The following is a 25,442-nucleotide window of genomic DNA, read 5'->3' on the forward strand; positions in this document are numbered from 1 at the left end:
GGCACATAAAACAACGATGCTTTGGGTTCATCTAATTGCACTGTAACATCTCACTTAATAGCCCTGCTATATTCTTTTTGTATCTAAGCCGCTTCACGACTTCAAGCTATTTGTTATAAATATGCTAAATTTAATTAGACATAATGTTAACTAATTTACATTTCATGCATAGACCAACGTAAATGTGGAATAAACCACAAACATCAGAGGTCTAACCAGTTTCGAGTAATGCGTTAATTAACAGTTATTTAAGCCTTAAAAAGAAAGAGCCATCAGCATATATACTAATGGCTCTTATTAAGATGATTCGTGTCAAATTAGAGTGATTTGTTAATCGAAGATCTTGTCACCCATTTGGTCGATAAACATTTGAGATTTTTTCAGCATCAATTGGTTGGCGTCATCTTCTGTGCCCAATAAATCAGAACGAATAAAACGATGGCTTTTCACTTCGCCATCGAAACTTTTTTCAATGCGCCCTGCTATTCGAAATTGACCACCTTCAGCGATACTCTCAGGATAAATTTGAAACCCTTGATACTCCACCGGTTCTACCGATTTTACTTCGACAGATTTTTCGCTGCCACCAAACAAACGTGAAAAAAATCCCACAGTGCCTCCTTGGGCGAACCCGACGATACATAGTTTTTCGCTGGGCTACGTGCTTACTGATTAATATTTACATTAAGGAACGGTTTTTCATACCAATCCAGTTCTCTGTCTCCATCATAACGGGTATGTGAGAAAATAACAGGTTCTGCATCATCGCGATTTTTTCGGTTATCTTTTTGAATCATCTTGGCTGCATTCTCCACAGCGGTACAAGCGCTTTGCTTGAACTGCGTGAGTTTTTGTTCCGGTAGCGAAGAGAGAAAATCGATATCATGTCGAATATATACAGGTTTGAGCTGGATAAGAGCAAGGCATGCAATGTCTGCTAACTGTTCAGTATCAAACTCCTTCGCGTATTTTTCCCTGTTAAGAACTTGACCTACCATGGTTTCCATATAGTTATGTACTTCAGAACTAATGTGCATTAGCGACTCTCCTTTGTCTAATTGTATACAAGTATAGGTTTCGACTGTTTATTCGGAATTTTTAGACTTATGATTTGAGACACTGATTGTGGTTATTTACTTATCACTCCTGATTAAAGAACAATACAATGCTTCCACCTTTAAGCGCACTACCGTAATTTATTGTTAACCCTAAGCCTACGTTATCTATCCAGCTAGACTTAAACGGTGGTGTCATAAGCCAACCAAGGCTAAATTCATAGTAATGTGAGGCATTCATAGGCTGACTTGTGTCTCCTCCGATATCAACTCGATTCAAGCTCGAGTATACTGTCTGAATCGTGGTTCCAATATGGCTGAAGTCGTAGAATACTTTTACGCCGTTCACCCAATACCAACCCTCTGGATTACCGACATCGCCGTCATTAGCATCGCCCCATGCGGTGCCGTAAAAATAATGCGGGGCAGACCAGAGGTACCATTTTCCCCAAGGTTGGTTTTCCTGATATTTTAGCTTTGCGTTTATCTCTCCCACTGCTGCCCAAGCATCAGTATTAAAATAGACCCCATCTAGCAACGGACGATATAAATCCAATGCATCACTACGATACTCATAATCATTTTTGAAATACATGAGGTGGTAGCCGAAGCCTCCCCCCAGCGTTAACTTATCAATTAATTGCTTGTCAGAAAAAAACTCGATGTAGCCGCCGAACGTTTGATTTGAGGATTTATCTGGTTCTTTTTCTTTTACTACCGTTACGTCCTGCTCCATTCCAAGTGCATAGACCCGACCTCTAAGTTGGTATTGAATAGCACTCTTGTCTTCATCTTCGAAAATATTGAAGTCGAATGGCAGCGTAATAACACTGACTTGCTTACGCAGATTAACAGAGTCACTGGAGCCAATATCCTCATTATTTAAATTAAACGAATCATTCGGGTCAAAGTCACTAAAGCCAACCGTAAAAACATCACTGTCCGATAACACCACACTCACAGCGAAGTTTCGCTCATACTCTTTTTTTAGTTCTTCACGCAAAGTTCTTGCCTCTATGGAGATAGAGACAAGTGACAATGTAACTAATATCGAGTTTACTAAGTGATTTATCTTCACAGCCAGCCACCAGTGTATGGGCAAACAAGCAGTTAATTGGATTATCCGAAAGCTAACCCATTGTATTTTTTACTTTACGTCTATTAAACATATACCATAGCCATTCGTCTGTTACATTATGTTTACAAATTAATGCTTTATTTTTGCTTCATCGTCACGGAATCACACGACTTTCGCAATTAAACTCTGAGTTAATCCAAGGTCCAGCGTAGCTTACTTGCATTTAACGCCTGCTTAGCTATAGCTATTTGATGGATTTGGTATTAACATTCCCGCCTTTTGTAATGAGAGACACACCATGTCAGAAGAAACTAAAAGCGAAAGCAAAAAAATTGATTTAGAGACCATTTCTCCAGAACTACGCAAAGTCATCGAGTTTGATGAAGTTCCTGAACAAATGTTCGAGATGGTTACCTCGATCCATGAAGTGTCTGAAGAAGCCGTCCGTTCATCTTGGGACGAAATGCCAGCAAGTGCTCAAAATATCCTAGATAATTTTGAACAGTTCCACGCTTTAGTATCGGTTGGACAAGCATTCGCGGGTATTAACGTGATGGAAGAGTTCCCTACTCTTAACCTGCCAGAAGACATGACAGACGATGATAAAGAAGAGTACCGTGCTCAATTGCTTGATAATGTGCTTCACAACTGCGTGAAAGACATGGTTAAGCAACTGAAGAAAGCACGTCGAGACCCGATTCTTAAACGGGAGTTTAAAGAAGTATTCGTAAAATAACGCTTTATCATTTTTAGATAAGGGCCGCGTTTGCGGCCTTTTTTGATCTATTAACTGATCAAATTAGTCGTATACAAACTAGGGTCTGTTGACCTTTCGAGCTGATTTTTGCAGCAGTTTGTGGGTTCTTTATACAAGGCAGAGGCTTTGAAGTGTAATTGCCCTACCTGATAAGCCGATAACGCAGTAGAAAGGATCCACAAACGCTGCCTGAAGGGTTCGGCTAAAAGCGTTTTACTCTTTGTTGAGAGGTGTTTTGCTTAGAATGACTAGGCTACAAACCTCTCGCCGCGATTAAAACGCTTTTATCTCGAACAAAATTTAACCGCGAAAGGCCAACAGACCCTAAATAATCCCGAGCTGAGGTTACTTATCCAGGCTGATATAACGCTATGTCTTTTTGAGTCACACTCACACCTTTGACTTGAGCAAATACCCTGTCGCCAACTCGCAGATTCAGATCGTCCAATGCCCAAGGTGTAATGGTTGCTGACAAGTAGCATTTATCATCCAGCTTTAATGAAACACTGATACTTTGTTTGTCATCTGATGTGTTGAACACTTCAATCGAACTAACTGTTGCTGGCAAAATATTACGAATTGATGTCCCTTTAGGCTCTTCCAGTGCAATCGACACATCATTCGCACGTACCTGTAGTCTTATGGGAGTACCAGGTTCACCATCTATCTTTTGTACCCACAGAGATGCATTAGGTGCGAGGCTCACACACGTCAGCGCATATTTATCATGATGCGTGGCAATTTTTCCCCGAAATAAACTACTTTGATCTGAAAACGATTGCCAAGGACGCATCGCCTGGGAAGCCCACACATCCTCTAAATAGCCTGAAGTTCTCACTCTGCCGTTATCAATAATCACGAGATGTTGAGCCAGTCTTAAAATCTCTTGGAGGCTATGTGTAACGTAGACAATAGGAATCTTGACCTTATCAGACAGCTCTTCTAGAAAAGGCATTACCTCCCGTTTTCTTGGCATGTCCAGTGAGGCTAAAGGTTCATCCATTAACAGAAGATTGGGTTTGGATAACAATGCACGTGCTATTGCAACTCGCTGCTTCTCCCCACCGGACAGCGAAGCGGGAAAACGCTTTAATAACGGCTCAATATTAAGAAGCTCGACGACGGCTTTAAAATAGGATTGATCCTTCTCGTCAACGCCATACATTAGATTTCCCAACACAGAAAAATGAGGGAACAATCGAGAGTCCTGAAACACATAACCAATCTTACGTTTATGCGTTGGCAGATTGACTCCCCGTTCACTATCAAACAGAACATGGTCTCCGATCTGTACTTTGCCTTGATCCGGAGTAACTAATCCACTGATAACATTGATTAGTGTGGTTTTCCCCGCGCCTGAACGTCCAAATAACGCACTTATTTTGTTACAGGGTAACTCTAGATTTATGTCAAAATCGGTTTCACCAAGTTGCTGTTTAAAGTTGATTTTTATACTCATCGCTTCGCTCCTAATCGGTTAGAAGCTTTGCGATTCAACCACTCAGAAATCATCAACGTCGATAACGCTAACAGAATTGAAATGACACACAACCGAGCAGCTTGCATTTCCGCCCCCGGAGTTTCGATAAAATTGTACATTGCAAGCGGTATTGTCTGGGTTTCGCCAGGTATATTAGAAACAAAACTTATTGTTGCTCCGAATTCTCCCAGACTACGCGCAAACGACAACATGGTCCCTGAAATAATTCCTGGAATAGTCAGTGGTAAAGTAATGGTCATAAAAACTTTAAGTGGCGAAGCCCCTAGCGTTGATGCTGCGTGCTCCAGCTTTGAATCAACACTTTCAAGGCTCAGCCTGACAGAGCGCACCATAAGTGGCAGAGCTACGACAATACAAGCGACTACCGCACCTTTCCAGTCAAAGCTAAATACCAAACCGAAATGTTCATACAGCCAACTGCCTAAAAAGCCCTGACGCCCCAGAGACACCAGTAATAAATAGCCGATAACCACCGGGGGTAACACTAGCGGTAAATGAATCAGGCTGTCGAGAATCGATTTACCCCAAAACTCTTTACGAGAAAGTAACCAGGCAAGCAAAATCCCCAGCGGAATTAGCCATAACACTGCATAGGCACCGACTTTTAAACTTAATATTAAGGCTTGGTATTCCAGTTCTGTCACTCTGTATCCTTGTTACTGAAAACCATATTTCGTAAAGACGGTCTTCGCATCATCCGACTTCAAGTATTGGAAGAATTGCTTAGATTCAGTTCTGTCGTTTACCAGTGCAGCAGGATAAACAATCGCGTTATGTGTGTTATCAGCAAATTCTCCAACGACTTTTACTTTATCTGTTAAATGTGCATCGGTTTTATACACCACGCCCAATGGTGCTTCACCTCGTTCGACTAAAGCCAATGCAAGACGAACATTTTTTGTTGGTGCGACTTTACTTTGGATGTCATTCCATACACCCAGTGTAGTCAGAGATTCTTTGGCATACATACCTGCTGGCACAGAGCTCGGATTTCCTAATGCCAGACGTCGACCATTTAACGCTGTTTCCCAGGCGTTAGCATCTGATAGTTCAAAATGAAGCGAATCAGAAGTTGTCGGCGCAATCAAAACCAAACTATTGAGCACCAGACTAGTGACATTGTCACGATTAACAATACCTTCGGCGACCAAATAGTCCATCCACTTAGTGTTCGCGGAGATAAAAACATCAGCTGGCGCGCCATTCATTATTTGTCGCGCAATTGAAGGCGAACCACCATAAACAGGTGTGACGGTAACATTGTGTTTATCCTGAAAGTTCTGTGCGATTTCGTCAATCGCGTTTGTCATTGAGGATGCAGCATAAACCTTTAAGTCACTTGCGGCACTTACCGCAAATGACATAGTTAATAATGCCGTAAGGCAAGCATGAGTCTTCCATGCTTTCATAGATTTACTCCATCACTAGGTAAGCTCAGAATCTATTTGAACAGAAAGTCCAGATTCATATGTTGTTCTATCGCATCTGCAATACGATTAATTCCACGCTCTTTAAGTTCCTGAAAGTTCTGTTGCTTCACTTGTGAACCATTTACCCATTCAGTAACAAGGTTCAGAACATCAACTTCATCAAAAAAACCGTGTAAATAAGTACCCATGACTTGGCCACATTCACTTATCGCACCATCAGTAAGCCCACTGTCCAACCTAAGTGGTGTTTCTCCCGAGACTTCACTTCTGCCTACGTGAATTTCATAGCCTTTAGCGAGAGCTTCTTTCCCGTTCAGCGTGACAATCGCTTCGGTTCTGGTCAGCTGCTTACTGTTTGTAAGTACTGTGTGTACATCAAGCAAGCCCAAGCCTTCGCTCTGGCCCGGCGCACTTTCTACACCATTAGGGTCAGCAATAGTTTTACCCAACATCTGATAGCCGCCACAAATTCCAATTACCTTCCCACCCAGACGGATATGACGCAGAATATCTGTATCCCAACCCTGGCTTCTCAGATAATCCAGGTCGTCCCGTACAGATTTAGTACCTGGAAGAATAACTAAATCTGCTTTATCTATTCTCTCGCCTTTCCCAACATAGCGTAAATTAATATCTGGGTTCAGGCGGAGTACGTCAAAATCGGTATGGTTACTAGTGCGAGTCAATACAGGTACTACAACATTGAGTTTTACATTAGTGCTTAACTCTTGTTGTTCTGTGATCGCATCTTCTGCTTCGAGATTGAACCCGTGCAAATAAGGTAACACCCCTAATACTGGCTTACCGGTTTTCTCCTCAAGCCAATCTAGACCTGATTGCAGTAGACGAATATCCCCACGGAAGCGGTTAATGACAAAGCCTTTTACGCGAGCCTGTTCGGATTCTGATAACAACTCTAACGTACCATACAAATGGGCAAATACGCCGCCACGGTCAATATCAGCAATTATAATCACAGGGACATCGGCCGCTTCGGCAAAGCCCATGTTAGCTATGTCCCCCTTTCTTAGATTAATTTCAGCCGGGCTGCCTGCTCCCTCAACCATAATTGAGTCATACTTTTTTTGGAGTCGGGAAAAGGAATCAAGGACGGTATCCATCGCCACTTTCTTGTAATCATGAAAGCTTACTGCATCCATATCAGACAAGGCTTTGCCTTGCAGGATAATTTGCGCACCGGTATCACTGTTTGGTTTGATGAGAACAGGGTTCATGTGCACACTTGATTCGATATTGCACGCTTGAGCCTGCACTTCCTGAGCACGACCTATTTCGCCCCCATCTTTAGTTACCGCACTATTGAGCGCCATATTTTGCGGTTTAAACGGGGCAACCTTGATCCCTCTTCTGGCTAATACGCGGCATAACCCTGCCACCAATACACTTTTTCCGGCATCCGAAGTAGTACCCTGAATCATTAAAGAGGGAATTGCTGATTTCATGAATATGCATTAAAGCTAAAAGTAGATGAGTAATCATAACTTTATCGTCAAGGACTTCTCAAGCAAATGAATGAATAACACCAGATTCCGCGCTTTTTCTCATCACTTTTAACAAATGTGAGTAAAGGAAAAGAGCTTTCTAAAAAAGTAGCAGTAAAAATGAGAATTTTATAATTTATGGACTAATTATTGCTTTAACTGTATTTTTGCTTTTTACAATCTTGCTCGGAGTCCCAATGCCAAGTAAAGCACTAAAGGTTACAGCCTTTGGTTTGTGTGCGATACTGCCACTTTCCGCATTTGCAAATAATTTTAACTACAATTCGATGGAATTCCGAATGGGCACGAGCCCCGGAATTTTTGGTTCCGAGTTCACAACCTACTTTACTGACAACTCCCATTTCGTTGCCCGAGCCGACAGTGAGTTTAATGGTGACTGGGATATCGCCGGTGGTGTCGGTTTTAACGGTCCTGTAGGTCAGTTCGCTGATATTTATGGGCAGATGCTCGTGCATAATGTGAAAGAAAGCGATGACAATAAAGATGCAGACGAATGGCGTACTGAAGTAAACATCGGGACCCGAATCTGGTTCACGCAAGATGTTGAATTTAATGCTCGCCTGGGGCAATTGATGGACAATGACGACTCAAACACTGTATACAGCATTGGCGCTCGTTTCCACTCTACACAGCAGCTTTCTGTAGGTGCTGATTTTAAAAACCATGGTGTCTACGGACAGCAAATGGTGATGTCAGTTCGATTTGGATTCTGAGAAAGGAATTTGAATAAAAATGGCCTCCAATCAGGAGGCCATTTTTTTATCGCCTAATCTGACTTACTTGTTACTTAGTTTGTGGTTTGCCTTGAATGTATTTTTTCGATACATCTACAACGGCAATATCCCTAAAGAAACTACGCCCGAGTAACATGGGGAACGCCATGTGAGCACGATCGGCCAAAGTAAACTCGGTCTTCTCTTTGTAATCACCTATCTGAATGTAAGCGACAACGACAGCGCGTTTAGTAATTTCCTCAGAGGACGATTGCTTCACACTAGCCCAACGCTCTACTGGAACTTTAAATTCTTTACTTTCTTTACCTTCACCCAGATCGATTTTGAACTGTACCCAATCTTTACCGTCACGCTCGAACGGAACGATATCGATGGCATTCATAGACGATGTTGTCGCACCAGTGTCAACACGTGCTTTGAACGTATCATCAAGAGCTGGAACATAAACCCACTCTTCTGAACCTAAAATCAACATGCCATCAGGTGTCTTTTTCATCACTACAGGCTTTTCCGGTTTTACTTCTGGCTCAGGCTCAGGCTGCACTTCGGGCACGGGCTCTACCACTGGTTTAATTTCTGGTTCAACCTTTACAGGTTCTTCCACTTTTGGCGTTTCTGGCTCAACAGGCTGTGTTGTCGTTTGAGTTGACGTACAAGCAATTAAACTACCACTCATCATAAGCGGCAGAATCAGTTTCCAGTTTTTCATCCACACTCCGAATTAAAGTTGAGAGACTTTTATTACTGCGCCGGCTACATAAGGAAAATGAGTTTCGGTCAGGGCTGCGATATTAATTCAGCCATCACCAAGATCATAAATGTCATCATCTTTTCGCAGTTGCGCTATTTGGTTTTCACTAAAGACTAGCACAGTAACTATGTCTTGGGGGCGCTTAATGAAGCCGAATTGATCTGTATTATGGTTATTTCTCAGTTCGTTATATCAACCGGAACAGAGATCAATCAAACACTACATTATTTCGTTCGGTTTTTGCGTAGATAATAACGTAACGAGTTTAAACACACTTTATTAAACAAAAAGCAGAGCTCACAGCTCAGTATCTGTTTCGATTCGTCCATTTCGTCTGAACTCTCTCGGGGTCATACCTGACCAGGACCGAAACCGCGTACTAAAGTTTGCACTTGTGGGATAGCCAACAATCTCACCAATATGCTGGATTGGCCACTCGGTGGAACGTAATAGCCTTGCAGCGTATTCCATTCTCATACGTGTTAAGTGTGCCATCGGGCTACGTCCGAATTGTTGCTGAGTCACTCGGAACAGATGTGCTTCTGAGCAAGGATAAAGGGCCGCCAGTTGTTCTACTGACCATTCTTTATGTAATTGCCTCTGGACCAGATCGAATACGCGCCGCAGCTTTAACTTATGACGGGAAAGCGATTCAGATTGAGGCATGTTCAACATTAACTCCAGTTGAGCAACACTATGTGCCCCGACCGCACCGCCATAGTCAATTGGTAAGTTGATGCTACGTAAAAGGGTTTGAATGCAGGCATACATCACTTCAGGCGCAGGTGTGAGTTGGTAGGTGATTTGCTCACCTACCATTGACCAGTCCGAATGTTCTGAAAGAAAAAGCCACGCGATCTGCCAGGTTTCGTCCTCCATCCCGAAACCATTCTCTATACCTGCAGGTACAATGATTAATGAGCCGGGTTCAAGTTCATAGCGAGTTCCTTCGCTGTCAAGCCAGCCTCTTCCGCGTACAGTATAAAGCAGCATATGCTTCTTTTGATTTTCCGGTATACGGAAAAAAAATCTCGGCACGTTGCGATTCCACACTGAACGATACCTCGTTCTTCCAGCGCCAGGACTCGCGTGTGATCGATCATTTCCTGATAGGTTTTATCGGAAATTAAGTAACGCTCTTGTTTATCTTCCATGTTTCGATGACTCACACTTGGTTGTTTCGTGTACCGGAAACAGTCTGGTTTGAAGGCTCTAAAGAATTGAGAGTTTTGCAAAAGTTTTGGATGCCTTTGGAAAATACAACTCTAAATCATGCGGATAAACTACTCGCATAATTCTTTACGGAGAAATGCGATGCTCTTAACAACTGAATACATTGATAAAGCCTTTTGGAAAAGGCTTATTGCTATTGCTCTTCCGGTTTCGTTGCAGTCGACATTGTTCGCTTTGTTAGGTGTTGTCGATATTTTTATGGTGAGTCAGTTAGGCGAGTCAGCAACTGCCGCTGTTGGTGTTGTTAACCGTATATTCTTCTTTAACCTCGCCGTGATCTTTGGTCTGTGCGGCGCGGTAACAGTGCTGGCATCCCAATACTATGGTTCGGGTAATATTAACGGTATACGCAGGACCCTGGCTCAGTCATGGTTTATTTCCATGCTTTTTACGATTCCGTTTATCATCATTTATCTGATGTATGCTGAAGAAATTGTTTCGTTCATGGCTCAGGAACCGGAGTATGTGGGCTATGCTCAGGACTACCTTGTTGTTACCGCAATAAGCCTGATTGCGACGGCAATCGTTGTACCTATAGAATCTGTACTTCGCTCGGTCGGTGAAGCCAAACTGGCAACACAAGCTAGCATACTGGCTATCATCGTTAATATTGTTCTCAACACAGTACTGATATTTGGTTTGCTGGGCTTCCCTCAGTGGGGCGTGTTTGGTGCTGCGGTAGGGACGTTTATTTCGCGCTTTTTTCAAACCGCGGTATTGGTTTATTTCTTTTGTAAGCGATACGCTCACTATTTACCGACTAAGTTCGATTGGGAACAAGGAGCACTGAAGCAGTATCGTAAAAAGTACTTCCAAATATCGCTGCCGATGCTTATCCATGATGCACTCTGGACCGGAGGACTTATTGTATACAGCATCTTATATGGCCAATTAGGTGTGTCTGAGCTGGCGATCATCTCATTTCTGTCACCGATTGAAGGTGTATTGATCTCTACGTTTATGGGATTTGCTGTCGCTGCATCCGTTCTGCTTGGTAATGACATTGGTTCGAATAAATACGATAGAGTAGAGAAAACTGCGTGGTGGTATGTATTAACCAGTTCCGTATTGGCAATCACCTTGTTCCTTATCGTTTGGGTATGTTCTCCTCTGATATACAGGCTATTAGAGATCACTCCTCTTTCCGACACCGCTATGGCACTCAACGTATGTCTGGTGATGGCACTCGGAATGATTCTACGTGTGTTCAATATGGTTGGTATTGGTGGTGTACTGAAGAGTGGCGCTGACATAAGGTACAGCATTTTCATCGACACTTTCGGACAATGGGCGATTGGTATTCCTCTAACCTACTACACCGGTATGGTTTTAGGGTTACCCCTACACTACGTGCTGATGTCATTACTTGCTGAAGAGTTTGTAAAAGGTTTACTAACTATCCAGCGGATTAATTCCAAACGTTGGATCAATAATATGGTTGACGATGATGCCATCATGACGGTGTAACTTAAAGTTCGCCGTACTATAAGAACTGACACTAGAAAGGCACATTCGCAATTAACGAATGTGCCCTTTTCATCTTTTATACCAGTATGTTATACCCAAGTAATCTTAAGATGCCCGGTTCAGCGAGAATGACTTGGGTATAAGACAATCACTTAAAACGGTGAATGACCTGGTTAGAACTGCCACGCCATTCCAGGTTGAGGTCTTTTTTATCTAGCTCAAACTTGCCGTCAATCAGAACGTCGATGTATTCGGTTATTTCTCTTTGAGCCGAATCTAATTCAGCCAGCGTGTAACCGGTCCAAACCCAAATGTCTTTGCCGGGGCACTCTTCTCTTACACGCTTCACTAACTTGAGAATATGCGGCACATTAGCCGGATGAAGCGGATCGCCCCCAGACAAAGACAAGCCCCGACGTTTGATTCGCGCGTCGTTAAGATCCGCAATGATCTTGTCTTCTGCTTCTTGAGTAAAGAAAACACCAGAATCCAATCGCTGTGTCGACTGGTTATAACACCCCCTGCACTGATGCACACAGCCCGATACAAAGAGAGTACAGCGCGTACCAGGGCCATTTACAACATCGATTGGAAAGTATTGGTGATAGTTCATTTCAATTCTCAGAGCTCTAACGAGATAAGAAAATCAACCCGCGCGGGGTTGACTTTCAGCGTGTTCAAACTGGTATTCGTATTAACTAAAGGTTAAAGGTGTTTCACGCGGCGTTTAACTTCTTCTTGTTTACCGAAGTTAAACGGACGGGCATCAGGACTCCCCAGGTAACCGCAGACGCGGCGAGTTACTGATACTTTTGTTGAGTCATGGTTGCCACAGCTCGGGCAGGTAAAGCCTTTGCTGGTACACTCAAATTCACCGTTGTAACCGCACTCGTAACACTCATCTATTGGTGTGTTAGTGCCGTAGTAAGGTACTCGTGAATAACTGTAATCCCAGACGTTTTCCAACGCTTCGACGTTGCGCTGCATGTTCGGGAACTCGCCGTAGCAGATAAAGCCACCACTAGAGATTTCCGGATATGGCATTTCAAAATCGATCTTATCGTACGGGTTCACTTTCTTTTCAACATCTAAGTGGAAGCTGTTGGTGTAGTAACCTTTGTCTGTCACACCTTCAATAACACCGAACTCTTTGGTATCGATACGGCAGAAACGGCTGCATAGGTTTTCACTAGGCGTTGCATATAAGCTAAAGCCATAACCCGTATCTTCTGCCCACTGATTAACAGTATCTTTCAGGTGCTTGATCACCTCGACCGCTTTTTCGCGCAAAACAGCATCGTCATAGACATGTGCTTCTGTACCAAACAATGCGTTAATGGTTTCATGCAGACCAATGTAACCCAATGAAATAGACGCTCGGCCATTTTTAAAGATATCGGCTATTGAATCATCCGCTTTCAGACGTACACCACATGCGCCTTCCATATACAGAATCGGTGCAACACGCGCTTTCACGTTCTCTAATCGTGTAATGCGAGTTTCTAAAGCTCTGCGCGCAAGACGTAAACGTTCATCAAGTAACTCATAGAACTTCTTCTCACTGCCTTTCGCACGAATTGCGATACGTGGCAGGTTCAGACTGACTACGCCAAGGTTGTTACGCCCTTCATGAATAAGCTCACCCTGCTCTTCATAAGTACCAAGGAAGCTTCGGCATCCCATAGGTGTTTTGAATGAGCCAGTTACTTCGACTACTTTGTCGTAGTTGAGAATATCCGGATACATACGCTTAGACGCACACTCAAGTGCAAGCTGTTTGATGTCGTAGTTTGCGTCCTCTGGCTTGTGGTTTAGTCCATCTTTAATACCAAACACCAGTTTAGGGAACACAGCCGTTTTACGGTTTTTACCAAGGCCAGCAATACGGTTCTTTAAAATTGATTTTTGGATAAGTCGAGACGCCCAGCTTGTCCCAAGACCAAATCCAAATGTCACAAATGGTGTTTGACCGTTTGCTGTATGCAGCGTGTTTACTTCATATTCCAGAGACTGGAAGGCGTCGTAACACTCTTTCTCAGTGCGTGATTTCGCAAACTCTTCAGGTTCAGAAATGTGCCATTCGAGTGCGATTTTCAGATGCTTCTCGTAGCTGGTCATTACGTACGGCTCTAGCACTTCGTCAATACGGTTGATTGTCGTACCACCGTAAATATGGCTTGCTACCTGTGCAATGATTTGTGCAGTTACTGCGGTTGCAGTCGAAATTGATTTTGGCGTATCAATCTCTGCATTACCCATTTTAAAGCCGTGTGTCAGCATGCCTTTAAGATCGATAAGCATACAGTTAAACATCGGGAAGAATGGTGCGTAATCTAAATCGTGGTAGTGAATATCGCCGACTTCGTGCGCTTGAACCACATCACGTGGCAAAATATGTGTTTTCGCGTAGTGTTTCGCAACAATACCCGCTAAAAGGTCACGCTGAGTCGGGATAACTTTACCGTCTTTATTCGCATTTTCATTGATAAGATCGAGATTGCTTTCCTCAATCAGCCCTTCAATTTCACGTGTTAGTGCGCTTTGTTTTTCACGTGCAATATCGCGATCATGACGGTATTCAATGTATGAGCGTGCAAGAGATTTATAAGGACCTTGCATGAGTTCATTTTCAACCAGATCCTGAATTTCATGAATGTGAACTTCATCGTGATCTTCTAGCTTTAACTCAACAGCAAGAGCGACATTTAGCGCATAAATAGCAACGTCCTTTTCCTTGTTCTCCGCTGCAGATTCTACCGCTGATTGTATACGATCCCTGCAGAACGGAGCTCTCGAGCCGTCACGCTTGATTACGATTGGTTTCACTTTCTTCTCCTTATCCCAGCATACTCACAGAGTTATCCACAAACACACTATATGGGGTTGTTTTTTATTCTGATAACACAATATATTGTGGCGTATTAAACGAGAAGCACCACTCGAAAACATTGATTTTGATCAACAAAAACTGGGGGTAGGATAAGAAGAAATCGATCTTTTTACAGGTGCCATTTATTGAAAAGAAAAGCATGAAAATTGCAATTTTTGAACGCAATACACTTGCTTTTTTTAGAGGTCTTATAGAATAAAGGTTAGAAAGGAACTCATACCAAAATGGGAGTGAAACACGTCAATATGAGATCACTTATTGCTACATTCTTGTTAGTTTTTTGTTCAGCGTCATTTGCACAAAACTCGATCAATTTAACCAGCTGGAATATTGAATGGTTATCAGCACATGGAGGAAAAGTATCCCGGTCTGAAAATGACTTTGAAAAGCTGAACTACTACCTCAGTAAGACGCAAGCTGACGTGCTCGCATTTCAAGAAGTTGAAAGCACAGATGCGATTCAAAAAGTTGTCGGAAATGAATACAAAATCTACCTTTCTGATCGCTCTGATACCTCTAACCGCTACCTTCAGTTTGACAGTTCCAATCAGTACACTGGCTTTGCGGTTCGCAAAGGTATAACTGTTGTCGATGAACCTGACTTCTCTATTACACAGGGGAATAGCAAGCTACGCTTTGCAAGCTATATCGTATTGCGACCAAAACAAGGTTCTGATATTCACCTGCTCTCCATCCATTTAAAGGCGGGATGCAGTGGCGCATATCGAAATAATCGAGACTGTCAGATCGTGAAGCAACAGGGACAAGTGTTATCAAAATGGATCAAAGAGCGTGAAGCGAACAAGCAACAATATGCTGTGCTTGGAGACTTTAACCATAATTTGGGATTTCAGGGCGATTGGCTTTGGGAAACAATATCAGAGCAAACTAGTGCAGAACTGATGACTAAAAGCACCAAAGCAGAATGTAAAGTGCGCTCTAACCGTAACCCGAATAAGACTCACCAGTTCCGTTCTCTGATTGACCATATCATCGTAAGCGGTAAATTAAAGGCTGCACCAGGGAGCCAGACCACCTTTAAATCGCAAGATGTGCTTGACTATAAACTGAGTGACCATTGCCCTGTTTCAACGACGCTTAGTTATTAGCGTACCAGAGGCTGTTGTGAATAGCGGATAAGAGCTTGTGCTCATCGGTATGGCCGGACAGAAACATTGTTCATCTGATAAATCGTTTCGACATCCGCGGCTCCGTCTGAGTATGTAACGTCGGCTTTTGTTTTTTGGATTTTAAGATCACCTTTTACCCAGACAGGCTCATTGAGTAAATTGAACTTAATTCCTTTCGGATAATGAACTAAAACGATCTGATTTGCAGGCGGTGGTGGTGTATGGATACAAGCACCAGCTGTCGGCACTAAGAAAAATTTTGTAATAACGTCATCGCTAAATTCAACCGGAGTTATAAAGCCAGGAATTTCATAGTTGTCTTCATTCAGCGCTTCATTCGGCATTGACGATAACTTACGCCGGTAATTTGCGATTTCCTTACTCTTAGCGAACAACCATTCAATATCAAGCCCATCAAACTCCAGCCGTTGCTTAATATCTTCCATGGTTTGCCGCTGATCTTCATTCAAGTTTTCCGACAGACGATATTTGGCTAGTGAGATCAGCTTAAATCTTTGCTCGTCCGTTAACTCTGCAAACGGGTCTTCGATTGTGGGAACATTAACCGGAAGCAATTGAGCCCAGCTTAATTGGTCGGCCGAAACATTTGATGTGGCCAAAAAACACAATCCAGCCAATAAGTACTTCTTCATACATAACCTTGAGTAAAGTCTTTAGTGATATACCCAAATGACTTCAAGATGCAGGATTCAGAGCGTTGTCAATGGCTCAAGTTTGAGGAAAATAACGCAGTGTAATAGCAAGCCATTTCCAAGTTATTTGACGCTGAAATTATGTGAGTGACACGCTCCTAAAGGGCCCTAATTAATAAACCAAGGGGCCTTGGCTCGCAGCCCTTGTTAACGATTTTTGATTTAGAACCTCTAGATCTTCAAATCGTTGCCGCGCCTGTAAGCCAAGCCATTCTCGCTGAACCTAGAATCTTGAGGTTATTTGGGTATAGGCAAATATATGATTTAGTTTACTACAAGGTCGTTTTGTAACGGTTTCCTCTAGCCAGAATTATTCCCAATTTGTCTGAGCAATCGATTAACCAAAAAGTTCTCAAAACAACGCTGCTCGTTTAGGACTAAAGTTACAATTCCCTTGGATTGAGGATGACAACATCGCCCTGCTTCAACCCCGTTCTTACTCTGTCCTGATCACCTAACTGTATTAATCGCGTTTCAACTTCACCGCTCTCTCTCAAGACTTTTACGTAGTCCAACTGCCCTACCTGATAAACCGCTTCTTTAGGAACTCGCAAAACGACATCATCGGTTAGGGGTAAAGACACCTTGGAAAAGGTTCCCGGATAAACCGCAGTTGACGATTTAAACTGCAACTTGACCGTATAACTACGAGAGTTCGCATCGGCAGACGGCGTGACCTCTTTGATTGTCGCAACTGCACTTGCATCATAAGAAGGAAACGCCACCTCAACCTGCTTATCGTAGTTCACATATGGCATTACTGATTCTGCAAAATTGACCTCTATTTCAAGTGAGTCTGGATTGTACATTGAAAGCAAAAGGGAGCCTGGCGTTGCAGTGTCACCTTTGTTGATTGGCTTTTGTGTAATCAAGCCATCAAATGGCGCAGTGATTATACTGTATCCAAAAGTTGTTTCCGCTTCGGAAACCGCAGCCTGCGCTCGATTAAAATCTGCTTGTGCGGTTTGCAAGGTACTTTGAGCCTGATCGTACTGAGACTGCGGTATCAGTTTTTTGTTCAGCAGGGTCTTAACACGGGTAAACTCTTTTCGTGCAGCGTTAAGTCGTGCTTGTGCAGAAGACAAAGCCTGTTCACTCTGACGGACGCGAGCGTCAAGGTCATCACTTTCTAATCTGGCTAACACGTCGCCCTGCTTTACCTGGTCGCCGACTTTCACCAGAACCTCAACTACCGATGCAGTAAGTCGCGCGGCAATATCTGCTTGCTGATCAGCAACCACTACTCCCGGAAATTCCCGAACAATCGGTTCACTTGTGAGTATCATCTCATGGGTTGTTACTGAATCGAGATCAATCACATTGGTTTTTGCTGAGTGCTCCGTCGGTAGTTTTTGTGAGAAAAAACCCGCCATATAAAGAAAAAGCAGCGCGAGTAGGAGAATTAAAATGGCACCCAGTAATTTGTTATCTAGTTTCATTGTTCTTCCTCCATCTGAGGCAATCCATGTCCTTTCGTGTTCTGGTATGCAAGGTTATATACCACCGGAACAACGAGCAGTGTGAATATTGTTGAGGCGGTAATACCAAATATGATTGCCCACGCAAGACCATTAAATATAGGGTCAAGCGTAATAACGATGTTACCCAGCAATGTGGTTCCTGCTGTCAGCAGTATTGGTCTCATACGAACCACGCCTGACTCTATCAACGCATCATGTAAGCTACTACCAGTTTCAAGCGATTGTTGAATAAACTCGATAAGAACCAGAGAATTACGCACGACAATACCTGCCAGAGCAATCATCCCAATCATTGCAGTTGCAGTAAACAGTGCGGGATTCGGATAATTACCGATGTCGCTGCTTATGACATTCAGTATCCAGAAACCGGGCATAATACCAATGACAGTCAGTGGAATGGCTAACATGATAATACCCGAAACGGCGGGCAAACCGGTTTGAATCAACATAACAACAAAGACACCTAACAACGCGGCTCCGTATGCGATGCCAAGATCACGGAACACGTCCACCGTAATCTTCCATTCACCTTCACCACTCCAGACGACGTTAATATTCTCCGGAACGCTCCAGGCTGCACCCGCCCCATTACTTAAGTATGTGCGGTCTTGCCAGTGAACATGAGCGTCACTCGCGTGGTTTGTATCCTGATCTGCAATAACGTCTGCAATGATCTCGCCGGGAACTCGTCCCACTACTTCAGCATAAACATACACAACAGGCTTGAGGTTCTTGTGGAATATTGGTTTGTCAGCTATGCGCTTAACAAATTGACCAATTTCTGAAAGCTGAACGAGTGGCTGAGGCGCATCCACAAGCGCACCACCTATTTCCACTTTTGCAATCCCCGGTCTACCGCGCACATACAATTGCTCTAATCGGTTTAAATCATCTCTGTCTTCACGACGTAACTGGACTTCTATCGGCAACGGGTTTAATTCTCGGTTGTCAGCAATATGGCCAAGAACTTTAGCGTTAGCCGCGGTAATCAATGTGCTATTGACTTCAGCTACTGAGACACCTGACAACGCGGCTTTCTCCTGATCAATAACGAATTGCCACGTTTCCAAATTGCCCTGAACGCTGGTATCGACTTCAGAAACCAGTTGCTCTTTGCGCAGACGATCCGCAACAATTTCAGCCTGAACCATTAATTCTTCGTATGTGGTGGTTTCGTTGCCGTAGACTTCTGCCGTAATTGTCGCAATAACTGGAGGCCCGGGCGGAACTTCGACCAATTGGATATCGGCATTCAAACTTGAAGCAATTTCTTCCAAATCGGTTCTTAGTCGAGTCACGATCTCATGAGATTGCATCGAACGGTGTTTTTTCGGCGCTAACACAATGCGTAACTCACCCTGGTATGGCTCGCTGCGCATGAAGTAGTGGCGCACCATACCGTTGAAGTCCATTGGCGAAGCCGTACCGGCAAAACCTGAAACACTGGTCACTTCTGGAACTGTCATCAGGTAATCAGAAAACTTAGATAGTGCATTGGACGTGTCTGCAAAACTTGATGATTCTGGCATGTTGAGCACCAGTTGAAATTCGTTCTTGTTATCGTAAGGAAGTAATTTGAGAGGAACTAAACGTAATGCTGGCAGCAATGCAGCTAACGCAAACAAAATAGCAACCATCCCAAGAAAAGCCCACGCTTTTTTTCGGCTTTCTAACAACGGAATCAGAACCTGACGATACAAGCGATACATGGTTGAGGATTGAATATCGTAATGACCGCTTTCCTGAGCTCCAGTGAGGATTTTTTTCGCCAACCAAGGCGTGATCATAAACGCGACAATAGTACTGAAAATCACGCTTATCGGTACGTTAAAAGCGAGCGGTGCCATGTACGGCCCCATCATCCCGGTGATAAAGAACATCGGAGTAAACACAATGACAATCGCCACTGTCGACATTAATAACGCACTGCGAATTTCAGCCATTGCCAGCACAATCGCTTTAGTTCGGGTTAAGTCTTTGCGTTTAAGATACCGTTCAATATTGTCGATACTGGCGATTGGATCATCAACGATCAAACCTAACGCTAAGATCAACGCAAATAGAGTCACACGGTTAATTGAGTAACCGAAAAGCAAGTCCATACCGAGCGCCGCACCGTAACTGATTGGAATCGCTATCCCTACTACGAGTGCGCTTCGCCAATCAAGGAACAGACCAACGAACACCACAACAGTCAGAATTGAAATCCCAAGACTGGAAACTAAGTTCGTCACTTTAGCGTTAGCGGTTTCACCATAATCACGAATGATGGCTACTTTAACTTGAGGGGGGAACTGTTCTGCTTCCAACTGAGCGAGCTTTTCATTAACTGCCTGAGCTACATGAACCGCATTAGAACCCTTTTGCTTAGCAACTGAAATGAAAACTGCGGGGAAAGCTTGGTCACTGTTCTTATCTCTATACCAAGTATCCGATGTGGCCTCACCTGCTCCATCAAATATTCTTGCAACATCTTTCAGGTAAATTGGTTTACCGTTAAGTACAGCAATAACCAAGTTACCGACATCTTGAGCACTAGTAAGAAACTGACCAGATTCCAGCGTAAAATTGCGACCATTAACGCGAACGTTTTTACCCTGAGTTTTTACATTACTGTATTGAATAGCTTGTTCCAGATCGTCAATGGTGACTTTAAAGTTCGCCATTGCAACGGTATCGAGTTCAATCTGAATTTTTCGTGGCTCACCGCCAATCACTTCCACTTTATTAGTGGCATCAAGAGATTTGATACCCAGCGTCGCTTGGTCGGCAATTCTTCTAAGTTGTTGACGATCAAGAATAGACGGGTCCGTCGAATAGAGCGCAGCCACCACAATAGGAACATCGTCTATTTCAACAGGTTTGACTAACCAACTGGAAACGGAAGATGGGACTTTATCTAAATTGGAGTAAAGTTTGTTGTAGAGCTTAACTAATGCGTCTTCACGGTTTTCACCAACGTAAAAACGGACAATAACTTGCGCTGCGCCTTCCATTGATGAAGAGTAGACATATTCTACTCCATCGATTTGGCTGACCAGTTTTTCTAGTGGTTCGGTAAGTTGATTTTCGACCTGTGACGCGCTCAGACCAGGTGCGGAAACAAGAACATCGGCCATCGGAACGACAATTTGCGGATCTTCCTCTTTAGGCGTTAACCATAACGCAGCCGCACCGACCACAAATGCCAGTAAGATCATAATTGGAGGGAAAAAGCTGTTCATCACCGACTGAACAAAACTTCTCTTTAGTTCTTTGGGCATCCTTTTCCCTCCATATTTTCTTTAGTTCTCGATGCGTTAGTTTTACGCTTCGTTAGTACTCAACTCTTCAGTTTCGCGAGAACTCATTACGACCTTGGTTAATAAAGATCCTGCCAACATAGCAACGAAAAACAGTACGATAGTAATATTGCCATAAGAAAGGCTTGCTACTGCCGGACCGGGACAAATTCCCGCCAGTCCCCAACCTAAACCAAATATGGCAGCACCAGATAACAATCGAGAATCGATTTTTGTGTTAGTCGGGGTACACATTTCTGCACCGCTAACTGATTGTTTTCTTGGTTTGATAATTAAAAAGTAGCTTGGCAGAAATACAGCCAGTGCGCCGCCCATCACAAAAGCCAAACTTGGGTCCCAGCTTCCGGCAACATCCAGAAACCCGATAACTTTAGCAGGATCGATCATGCCTGAAACTGCCATACCCATACCAAATAAAATACCGCTCACAAGCGCAGCAAAACGAAAAACAGTGTTGTTCATGGAATCTCTCTTAAACTAGGTGAAGTCGAACAAAAACGGTTAAGCCAGCAACAGCCATAAATACACATGTCGCAACGATAGAACGTTTAGACAAACGTCCGATGCCACAAATGCCATGACCACTGGTACATCCGTTACCTAGTCTGGTTCCGATACCAACAAGCAGGCCAGCAGCTACCACCAAGCCCACAGAGAGATTAGCAGTACTTGGTACCGCTACACCGAGTAATAAAACACTAACAAAGCCACCGGCAACCATGCCAACTGCAAACAGAAGCCGCCACGAGTAATCACCTTTCTTTGGTGACATAATGCCATTCATAATTCCACTAATTCCGGCAATTTTACCGTTTACTAACAACAACATAGTGGCTGAGATCCCTAACAAAATGCCACCAAACAACGATTCCCATGGAATAACGTCTAACATTATTTACCTCAATAGTTTGTTTCTGGGCCGACTGGCCTTAGTAAGTTAACGTATTATTGTAATCAAACAGTAAACACTGTGAAGGACTAGCTGTCACTAGCCGCAAAATACACCATGTAATGCTTTGATTAATGATTCAACTCTCGGTTCAGACAGCGAGTAAAACACCTGTTGAGATGATTTACGAGCGCTGATTAAATTGTGTTTGCGCAACACAGTTAAATGTTGCGAAAAGGCAGATTGGCTGAGGACAGTGTGTTTTTGCAACTCTCCTACACCAACCTCACCTTGAGTAAGTTGACACAAGACCATCAATCTTTCTGGATGTGCCATAACTTTAAGTAGATCTGCGGCTTCATTCGCGTTTCCTTTCATCGCCGCTACGTCCTTTGCTGTATAGCTCATGACTCACCTCTACATAAATAACTAAATTAGATATTACTAAAAACAATCTTTAGTCAACACTAAATTAGTAATGATAAATTTAGTTAAATTAACATTAGACATATCTAATTTAGATGTTTATAGTAAAGAAACTAAAGGATGGCTGAATAAGCCAGACAGCACTAAGGAGAAGCGTTATGACGTTAGAAAATGCTGTAAGAGTTTTTGCTGGTACTATGGTTTTAGTCTCGGTCTTACTCACCGCGTTCGTCCATAGTAACTTCATTTGGTTTACTGTCTTTATAGGTCTGAACCTGATTCAGAGCGCCTATACTGGGATCTGTCCTGCCGCTTATATTTTGAAGAAATTTGGTTTTCGATAACCTAGTTCGGTTTTTAATAACTAGGTCGTAACGATGTTTCGGACTGGCTCTACAATTTATGTCAGTTCACCTTAAAACTTGGAGTTAATAATGACTAAGATTTTAATCGTCGGTGGTGTCGCTGGTGGCGCATCTGCAGCAGCACGTGCTCGTCGCCTAAGCGAAGACGCAGAAATTATTATGTTTGAGCGTGGCCCGTTCGTTTCTTTTGCAAACTGCGGTCTGCCTTACCACATTGGTGGCGATATCCAAGAACGCAGTAAACTCTTACTACAAACACCAGAAAGTTTCTTAGCTCGCTTCAACGTTGACGTCCGTGTGATGAACGAAGTGGTATCAGTAAACCGTCAAGACAAAACAGTTACTGTAAAAAATCTTGTTGATGGCTCAGAGTACACAGAATCTTACGACTTCTTACTGCTTAGCCCAGGCGCAGGCCCTATTGTTCCGCCAATTCCTGGTCTTGATAACCATCTGACTCACTCACTACGTAATATCCCTGATATGGATCGCATCATTGAAACGATCCAAATGAACAAGCCGGAGCACGCGACAGTTGTGGGTGGTGGTTTCATTGGCTTAGAAATGATGGAAGCGTTCCATCAGCTAGGTATCAAAACTTCGCTGATTGAAATGGCTGATCAAGTCATGACGCCAGTTGACCGTGAGATGGCTGGTTTTGCGCACGCTGAAATCCGTGGAAAAGGCATCGACCTAAAACTTGGCGTTGCTCTAGAGTCCGTTAAGTTTGTTCCTAATGAGCACGTAGCAAGCGTAGACGCCGGTGAGAGCGAAAAACACCAACACCTGGAAGGTGAACTGGAGTTAACGCTTAATAACGGAGAAAAACTCACTACCGACATCCTGATTATGGCCATTGGTGTCCGCCCAGAAACTAAGTTGGCAAAAGAAGCCGGACTAGAAATTGGGGCTCTTGGTGGTATCTACACCAATGAATACATGCAAACCAGTGATCCTTCGATTTACGCTGTTGGCGACGCTGTAGAAGAAAAAGATTTTGTCACTGGCGAGCAGACACTGGTTCCGCTTGCAGGTCCGGCTAACCGTCAAGGTCGTATGGCGGCAGATAACATGCTAGGCCGAAGTGAGACTTATCAAGGTACACAAGGTACTGCAATTTGTAAGATCTTCGACCTTGCCGTTGCTTCTACAGGCAAGAACGAGAAACAACTTAAACGTGCGGGCATTGATTACGAAAAAGTTTACGTACACACGGCGAGCCATGCAAGCTACTACCCTGGTGCTGAAGTGGTTTCATTCAAAATGTTGTTCGATCCTAAATCAGGCAAGATTTTAGGTGCACAAGCCGTTGGTAAAGATGGCATCGACAAACGCATCGACGTTATGGCTGTAGCACAGCGTGCAGGTATGACCGTTGAACAGCTTCAACATCTAGAATTAACTTACGCGCCACCATACGGCAGTGCAAAAGACGTTATCAACCAAGCAGCATTTGTGGCAAATAACATTATCAAAGGTGATGCTTCAGCGATTCACTATGATGAAATGGATTCGCTAACAGACGAGCAAGTGTTACTTGATGTACGTAATCCGGGTGAACTTGAAAACGTTGGCTTCATTAAGGACGCAATCAACATTCCTGTCGATCAGCTACGACACCGTATGGACGAGCTACCAAAAGACAAAGAGATTGTGATTTACTGTCAAGTCGGCCTGCGTGGTAACGTGGCGTACCGACAACTAGTGAATAACGGCTTTAAAGCACGTAACCTGATTGGTGGTTACCGTACTTACAAGTTTGCTAAAGTCTAAGTAGAGATTAAGTTCAATCAACTAAGAACCAGCCAGCACAATTGTGCTGGCTCATTTCATTTTAGGGATGTCAGTTCTTTTCTTTAAATTCTACCGTGTACTCACCAATACCTTCGTAGGTGATGGTTGTCGGCTTATCGAACCCCACTTCAACAATCCCGCAATATGAGCCGGTGATGATTGCTTCATTTGCTTTAAAGTCCACACCACGACGAGTCATATAGTTGATGAACCAGTATACTGGTGTCTGAGCAAGCGTATTCGGATGCTTACCCGCAAACTGCTGCGTGTTCTCTGGCTGAGCAATAGTCACGTTAACTTCGCTAGCGTTAAATGCCTTTTCACGATCAATTTCAGGACCAATGAACAAACCTTGGTTCATCAGGCCATCAGCAAGTCTTTCAAAAAACTCTGCGCCACTATCGTCTGCAAAGCGTGATTGCATTAACTCCAGAGCCATGTGACAAGAACCGATAGCATCATTTATCTGCTCTTCACTATAGCCTTCAGGGTTAGCCGCTAACGGTTTTCCAAGCACAAAAGCAATTTCAGGCTCAATTCGCGCTACACCGTTATCTCTGAACAGCTCACAAGTGTTACCACCCTGAACAGTATTAGCAAAAATAGGTGCCAGTACAAATTTGTCGTCTGCAAGAGGTTGTAGACACTTCCAACCACCCACTTTATCACTGTGTAAAACGATCATTGAAGACTGAATTTGTACTGCTTCTTCAACGCAAGTCGGGCTAAATTTATCATCCAGTTTTGGAGCTTTGATACCCGCCACGCGGCGACTTAGCAATTCTGATGCTGCTTGTTTAATCAAGTCGGTCATTTCTTACCTGCTATTTCCTGTTTAGAGCTTAAAGAGCTATTAAAAGATATTATCGGTATATGCTTAGTAACTTTTAAAACAATAAATGAAACGGCGTTTCAAATGATTA

The 25,442-nt window shown here is 43.4% G+C and carries 23 protein-coding genes and 2 pseudogenes; 6 read left to right on the top strand and 19 right to left on the bottom strand.

What is annotated here, in order from left to right; all coding sequences use genetic code 11:
* Positions 1-330: 330 nt before the first annotated feature.
* From KHN79_RS18335 to KHN79_RS18345, 3 genes are all read right to left on the bottom strand, one after another.
* Positions 331-612, bottom strand: a complete 282-nt coding sequence (locus KHN79_RS18335; protein WP_182009258.1) for an HlyU family transcriptional regulator — start codon at positions 610-612, stop codon at positions 331-333.
* Between the two features lie 53 nt (positions 613-665).
* Positions 666-1,037, bottom strand: coding sequence for a late competence development ComFB family protein (locus KHN79_RS18340; protein WP_182009257.1), 372 nt, complete (start codon positions 1,035-1,037; stop codon positions 666-668).
* A gap of 103 nt (positions 1,038-1,140) precedes the next feature.
* Positions 1,141-2,133: a Solitary outer membrane autotransporter beta-barrel domain gene (locus KHN79_RS18345; protein ID WP_182009256.1), complete on the bottom strand. Its 993-nt coding sequence runs from the start codon at positions 2,131-2,133 to the stop codon at positions 1,141-1,143.
* Positions 2,134-2,431: 298 nt separating this feature from the next.
* Here KHN79_RS18345 and KHN79_RS18350 point away from each other — a divergent pair, with 298 nt between their 5' ends.
* Positions 2,432-2,869 (top strand): DUF3069 domain-containing protein, encoded by a 438-nt coding sequence (locus KHN79_RS18350; RefSeq protein ID WP_182009255.1) that lies wholly within the window; start codon positions 2,432-2,434, stop codon positions 2,867-2,869.
* Positions 2,870-3,239: 370 nt separating this feature from the next.
* On the opposite strand, the gene modC is transcribed toward KHN79_RS18350, so the two are convergent.
* The 4 genes from modC to KHN79_RS18370 are packed head-to-tail and all read right to left on the bottom strand — an operon-like array spanning position 3,240 to position 7,284.
* Entirely contained in the window at positions 3,240-4,349 is a 1,110-nt protein-coding gene (gene modC, locus KHN79_RS18355) for a molybdenum ABC transporter ATP-binding protein ModC (protein ID WP_182009254.1), read from the bottom strand.
* A complete protein-coding gene (gene modB, locus KHN79_RS18360) occupies positions 4,346-5,035 on the bottom strand; it encodes a molybdate ABC transporter permease subunit (protein WP_182009253.1) in 690 nt (229 codons plus the stop codon). Before modB ends, modC begins: the two co-directional genes overlap by 4 nt.
* Before the next feature lie 12 nt (positions 5,036-5,047).
* On the bottom strand, positions 5,048-5,800 hold the full coding sequence (gene modA, locus KHN79_RS18365; protein ID WP_182009252.1) for a molybdate ABC transporter substrate-binding protein: 753 nt from the start codon (positions 5,798-5,800) through the stop codon (positions 5,048-5,050).
* Positions 5,801-5,832: 32 nt separating this feature from the next.
* Positions 5,833-7,284 carry a cobyric acid synthase gene (locus tag KHN79_RS18370; protein WP_182009251.1) on the bottom strand — a complete coding sequence of 484 codons (1,452 nt, stop codon included), beginning with the start codon at positions 7,282-7,284 and terminating at the stop codon, positions 5,833-5,835.
* A gap of 236 nt (positions 7,285-7,520) precedes the next feature.
* On the opposite strand from KHN79_RS18370, the gene KHN79_RS18375 reads away from it, so the two are divergent.
* The gene (locus KHN79_RS18375; RefSeq protein WP_182009250.1) at positions 7,521-8,057 is read left to right on the top strand and encodes a hypothetical protein; all 537 of its coding nucleotides are present in this window, start codon (positions 7,521-7,523) and stop codon (positions 8,055-8,057) included.
* 70 nt (positions 8,058-8,127) lie between these two features.
* Here KHN79_RS18375 and KHN79_RS18380 read toward each other — a convergent pair whose 3' ends face one another.
* From KHN79_RS18380 to KHN79_RS18385, 3 genes and pseudogenes are all read right to left on the bottom strand, one after another.
* The gene (locus tag KHN79_RS18380) at positions 8,128-8,787 is read right to left on the bottom strand and encodes an ATP-dependent zinc protease (RefSeq protein ID WP_182009249.1); all 660 of its coding nucleotides are present in this window, start codon (positions 8,785-8,787) and stop codon (positions 8,128-8,130) included.
* A 12-nt stretch (positions 8,788-8,799) separates the two neighbouring features.
* Positions 8,800-9,072: pseudogene (locus KHN79_RS21660) on the bottom strand (aromatic amino acid aminotransferase); the annotation flags it as partial.
* A gap of 54 nt (positions 9,073-9,126) precedes the next feature.
* Positions 9,127-9,983, bottom strand: a pseudogene (locus tag KHN79_RS18385) (AraC family transcriptional regulator).
* Between the two features lie 160 nt (positions 9,984-10,143).
* Here KHN79_RS18385 and KHN79_RS18390 point away from each other — a divergent pair.
* The gene (locus KHN79_RS18390) at positions 10,144-11,529 is read left to right on the top strand and encodes an MATE family efflux transporter (protein WP_182009248.1); all 1,386 of its coding nucleotides are present in this window, start codon (positions 10,144-10,146) and stop codon (positions 11,527-11,529) included.
* Between the two features lie 148 nt (positions 11,530-11,677).
* Here KHN79_RS18390 and nrdG read toward each other — a convergent pair whose 3' ends face one another.
* Together nrdG and nrdD are read right to left on the bottom strand one after the other, a co-directional pair.
* Positions 11,678-12,142, bottom strand: coding sequence for an anaerobic ribonucleoside-triphosphate reductase-activating protein (gene nrdG / locus KHN79_RS18395; protein ID WP_182009247.1), 465 nt, complete (start codon positions 12,140-12,142; stop codon positions 11,678-11,680).
* A gap of 92 nt (positions 12,143-12,234) precedes the next feature.
* Positions 12,235-14,355, bottom strand: coding sequence for an anaerobic ribonucleoside-triphosphate reductase (gene nrdD, locus KHN79_RS18400; RefSeq protein WP_182009246.1), 2,121 nt, complete (start codon positions 14,353-14,355; stop codon positions 12,235-12,237).
* Between the two features lie 309 nt (positions 14,356-14,664).
* Between nrdD and KHN79_RS18405 the strand changes: the two genes are divergently transcribed.
* On the top strand, positions 14,665-15,528 hold the full coding sequence (locus tag KHN79_RS18405; protein ID WP_182009245.1) for an endonuclease/exonuclease/phosphatase family protein: 864 nt from the start codon (positions 14,665-14,667) through the stop codon (positions 15,526-15,528).
* Between the two features lie 41 nt (positions 15,529-15,569).
* Here the strand turns inward: KHN79_RS18405 and KHN79_RS18410 are convergent, their stop codons facing one another.
* From KHN79_RS18410 to KHN79_RS18435, 6 genes are all read right to left on the bottom strand, one after another.
* Positions 15,570-16,202, bottom strand: coding sequence for a DUF3299 domain-containing protein (locus tag KHN79_RS18410; RefSeq protein WP_182009244.1), 633 nt, complete (start codon positions 16,200-16,202; stop codon positions 15,570-15,572).
* Between the two features lie 443 nt (positions 16,203-16,645).
* Entirely contained in the window at positions 16,646-17,701 is a 1,056-nt protein-coding gene (locus KHN79_RS18415) for an efflux RND transporter periplasmic adaptor subunit (protein WP_182009243.1), read from the bottom strand.
* Positions 17,698-21,006, bottom strand: a complete 3,309-nt coding sequence (locus KHN79_RS18420) for an efflux RND transporter permease subunit (protein ID WP_182009242.1) — start codon at positions 21,004-21,006, stop codon at positions 17,698-17,700. Before KHN79_RS18420 ends, KHN79_RS18415 begins: the two co-directional genes overlap by 4 nt.
* Positions 21,007-21,048: 42 nt before the next feature.
* Entirely contained in the window at positions 21,049-21,507 is a 459-nt protein-coding gene (locus tag KHN79_RS18425) for a YeeE/YedE family protein (protein WP_182009241.1), read from the bottom strand.
* A 10-nt stretch (positions 21,508-21,517) separates the two neighbouring features.
* On the bottom strand, positions 21,518-21,937 hold the full coding sequence (locus KHN79_RS18430; RefSeq protein ID WP_182009240.1) for a YeeE/YedE family protein: 420 nt from the start codon (positions 21,935-21,937) through the stop codon (positions 21,518-21,520).
* A gap of 96 nt (positions 21,938-22,033) precedes the next feature.
* Positions 22,034-22,342 (bottom strand): metalloregulator ArsR/SmtB family transcription factor, encoded by a 309-nt coding sequence (locus tag KHN79_RS18435; RefSeq protein ID WP_182009239.1) that lies wholly within the window; start codon positions 22,340-22,342, stop codon positions 22,034-22,036.
* Positions 22,343-22,518: 176 nt separating this feature from the next.
* Here KHN79_RS18435 and KHN79_RS18440 point away from each other — a divergent pair, with 176 nt between their 5' ends.
* Together KHN79_RS18440 and KHN79_RS18445 are read left to right on the top strand one after the other, a co-directional pair.
* Entirely contained in the window at positions 22,519-22,704 is a 186-nt protein-coding gene (locus KHN79_RS18440) for a DUF2892 domain-containing protein (protein WP_182009238.1), read from the top strand.
* A 90-nt stretch (positions 22,705-22,794) separates the two neighbouring features.
* Positions 22,795-24,498 (top strand): FAD-dependent oxidoreductase, encoded by a 1,704-nt coding sequence (locus KHN79_RS18445; protein ID WP_182009237.1) that lies wholly within the window; start codon positions 22,795-22,797, stop codon positions 24,496-24,498.
* A 70-nt stretch (positions 24,499-24,568) separates the two neighbouring features.
* Here the strand turns inward: KHN79_RS18445 and KHN79_RS18450 are convergent, their stop codons facing one another.
* Positions 24,569-25,333 carry a hydratase gene (locus KHN79_RS18450; protein WP_182009236.1) on the bottom strand — a complete coding sequence of 255 codons (765 nt, stop codon included), beginning with the start codon at positions 25,331-25,333 and terminating at the stop codon, positions 24,569-24,571.
* Positions 25,334-25,442: the final 109 nt, after the last annotated feature.

It is taken from the genome of Vibrio sp. B1FLJ16, from assembly GCF_905175385.1.
Lineage (GTDB): Bacteria > Pseudomonadota > Gammaproteobacteria > Enterobacterales > Vibrionaceae > Vibrio.

Bases quoted from the DNA above. Each gene is read 5' to 3' on its own strand.
- KHN79_RS18340 (WP_182009257.1), bottom strand. From the start codon at position 1,037: ATGCACATTAGTTCTGAAGTACATAACTATATGGAAACCATGGTAGGT.
- KHN79_RS18350 (WP_182009255.1), top strand. From the start codon at position 2,432: ATGTCAGAAGAAACTAAAAGCGAAAGCAAAAAAATTGATTTAGAGACC.
- modC (WP_182009254.1), bottom strand. From the start codon at position 4,349: ATGAGTATAAAAATCAACTTTAAACAGCAACTTGGTGAAACCGATTTT.
- modA (WP_182009252.1), bottom strand. From the start codon at position 5,800: ATGAAAGCATGGAAGACTCATGCTTGCCTTACGGCATTATTAACTATG.
- KHN79_RS18370 (WP_182009251.1), bottom strand. From the start codon at position 7,284: ATGAAATCAGCAATTCCCTCTTTAATGATTCAGGGTACTACTTCGGAT.
- KHN79_RS18375 (WP_182009250.1), top strand. From the start codon at position 7,521: ATGCCAAGTAAAGCACTAAAGGTTACAGCCTTTGGTTTGTGTGCGATA.
- KHN79_RS18380 (WP_182009249.1), bottom strand. From the start codon at position 8,787: ATGAAAAACTGGAAACTGATTCTGCCGCTTATGATGAGTGGTAGTTTA.
- KHN79_RS18390 (WP_182009248.1), top strand. From the start codon at position 10,144: ATGCTCTTAACAACTGAATACATTGATAAAGCCTTTTGGAAAAGGCTT.
- nrdG (WP_182009247.1), bottom strand. From the start codon at position 12,142: ATGAACTATCACCAATACTTTCCAATCGATGTTGTAAATGGCCCTGGT.
- KHN79_RS18405 (WP_182009245.1), top strand. From the start codon at position 14,665: ATGAGATCACTTATTGCTACATTCTTGTTAGTTTTTTGTTCAGCGTCA.
- KHN79_RS18410 (WP_182009244.1), bottom strand. From the start codon at position 16,202: ATGAAGAAGTACTTATTGGCTGGATTGTGTTTTTTGGCCACATCAAAT.
- KHN79_RS18415 (WP_182009243.1), bottom strand. From the start codon at position 17,701: ATGAAACTAGATAACAAATTACTGGGTGCCATTTTAATTCTCCTACTC.
- KHN79_RS18420 (WP_182009242.1), bottom strand. From the start codon at position 21,006: ATGCCCAAAGAACTAAAGAGAAGTTTTGTTCAGTCGGTGATGAACAGC.
- KHN79_RS18425 (WP_182009241.1), bottom strand. From the start codon at position 21,507: ATGAACAACACTGTTTTTCGTTTTGCTGCGCTTGTGAGCGGTATTTTA.
- KHN79_RS18430 (WP_182009240.1), bottom strand. From the start codon at position 21,937: ATGTTAGACGTTATTCCATGGGAATCGTTGTTTGGTGGCATTTTGTTA.
- KHN79_RS18435 (WP_182009239.1), bottom strand. From the start codon at position 22,342: ATGAGCTATACAGCAAAGGACGTAGCGGCGATGAAAGGAAACGCGAAT.
- KHN79_RS18440 (WP_182009238.1), top strand. From the start codon at position 22,519: ATGACGTTAGAAAATGCTGTAAGAGTTTTTGCTGGTACTATGGTTTTA.
- KHN79_RS18445 (WP_182009237.1), top strand. From the start codon at position 22,795: ATGACTAAGATTTTAATCGTCGGTGGTGTCGCTGGTGGCGCATCTGCA.
- KHN79_RS18450 (WP_182009236.1), bottom strand. From the start codon at position 25,333: ATGACCGACTTGATTAAACAAGCAGCATCAGAATTGCTAAGTCGCCGC.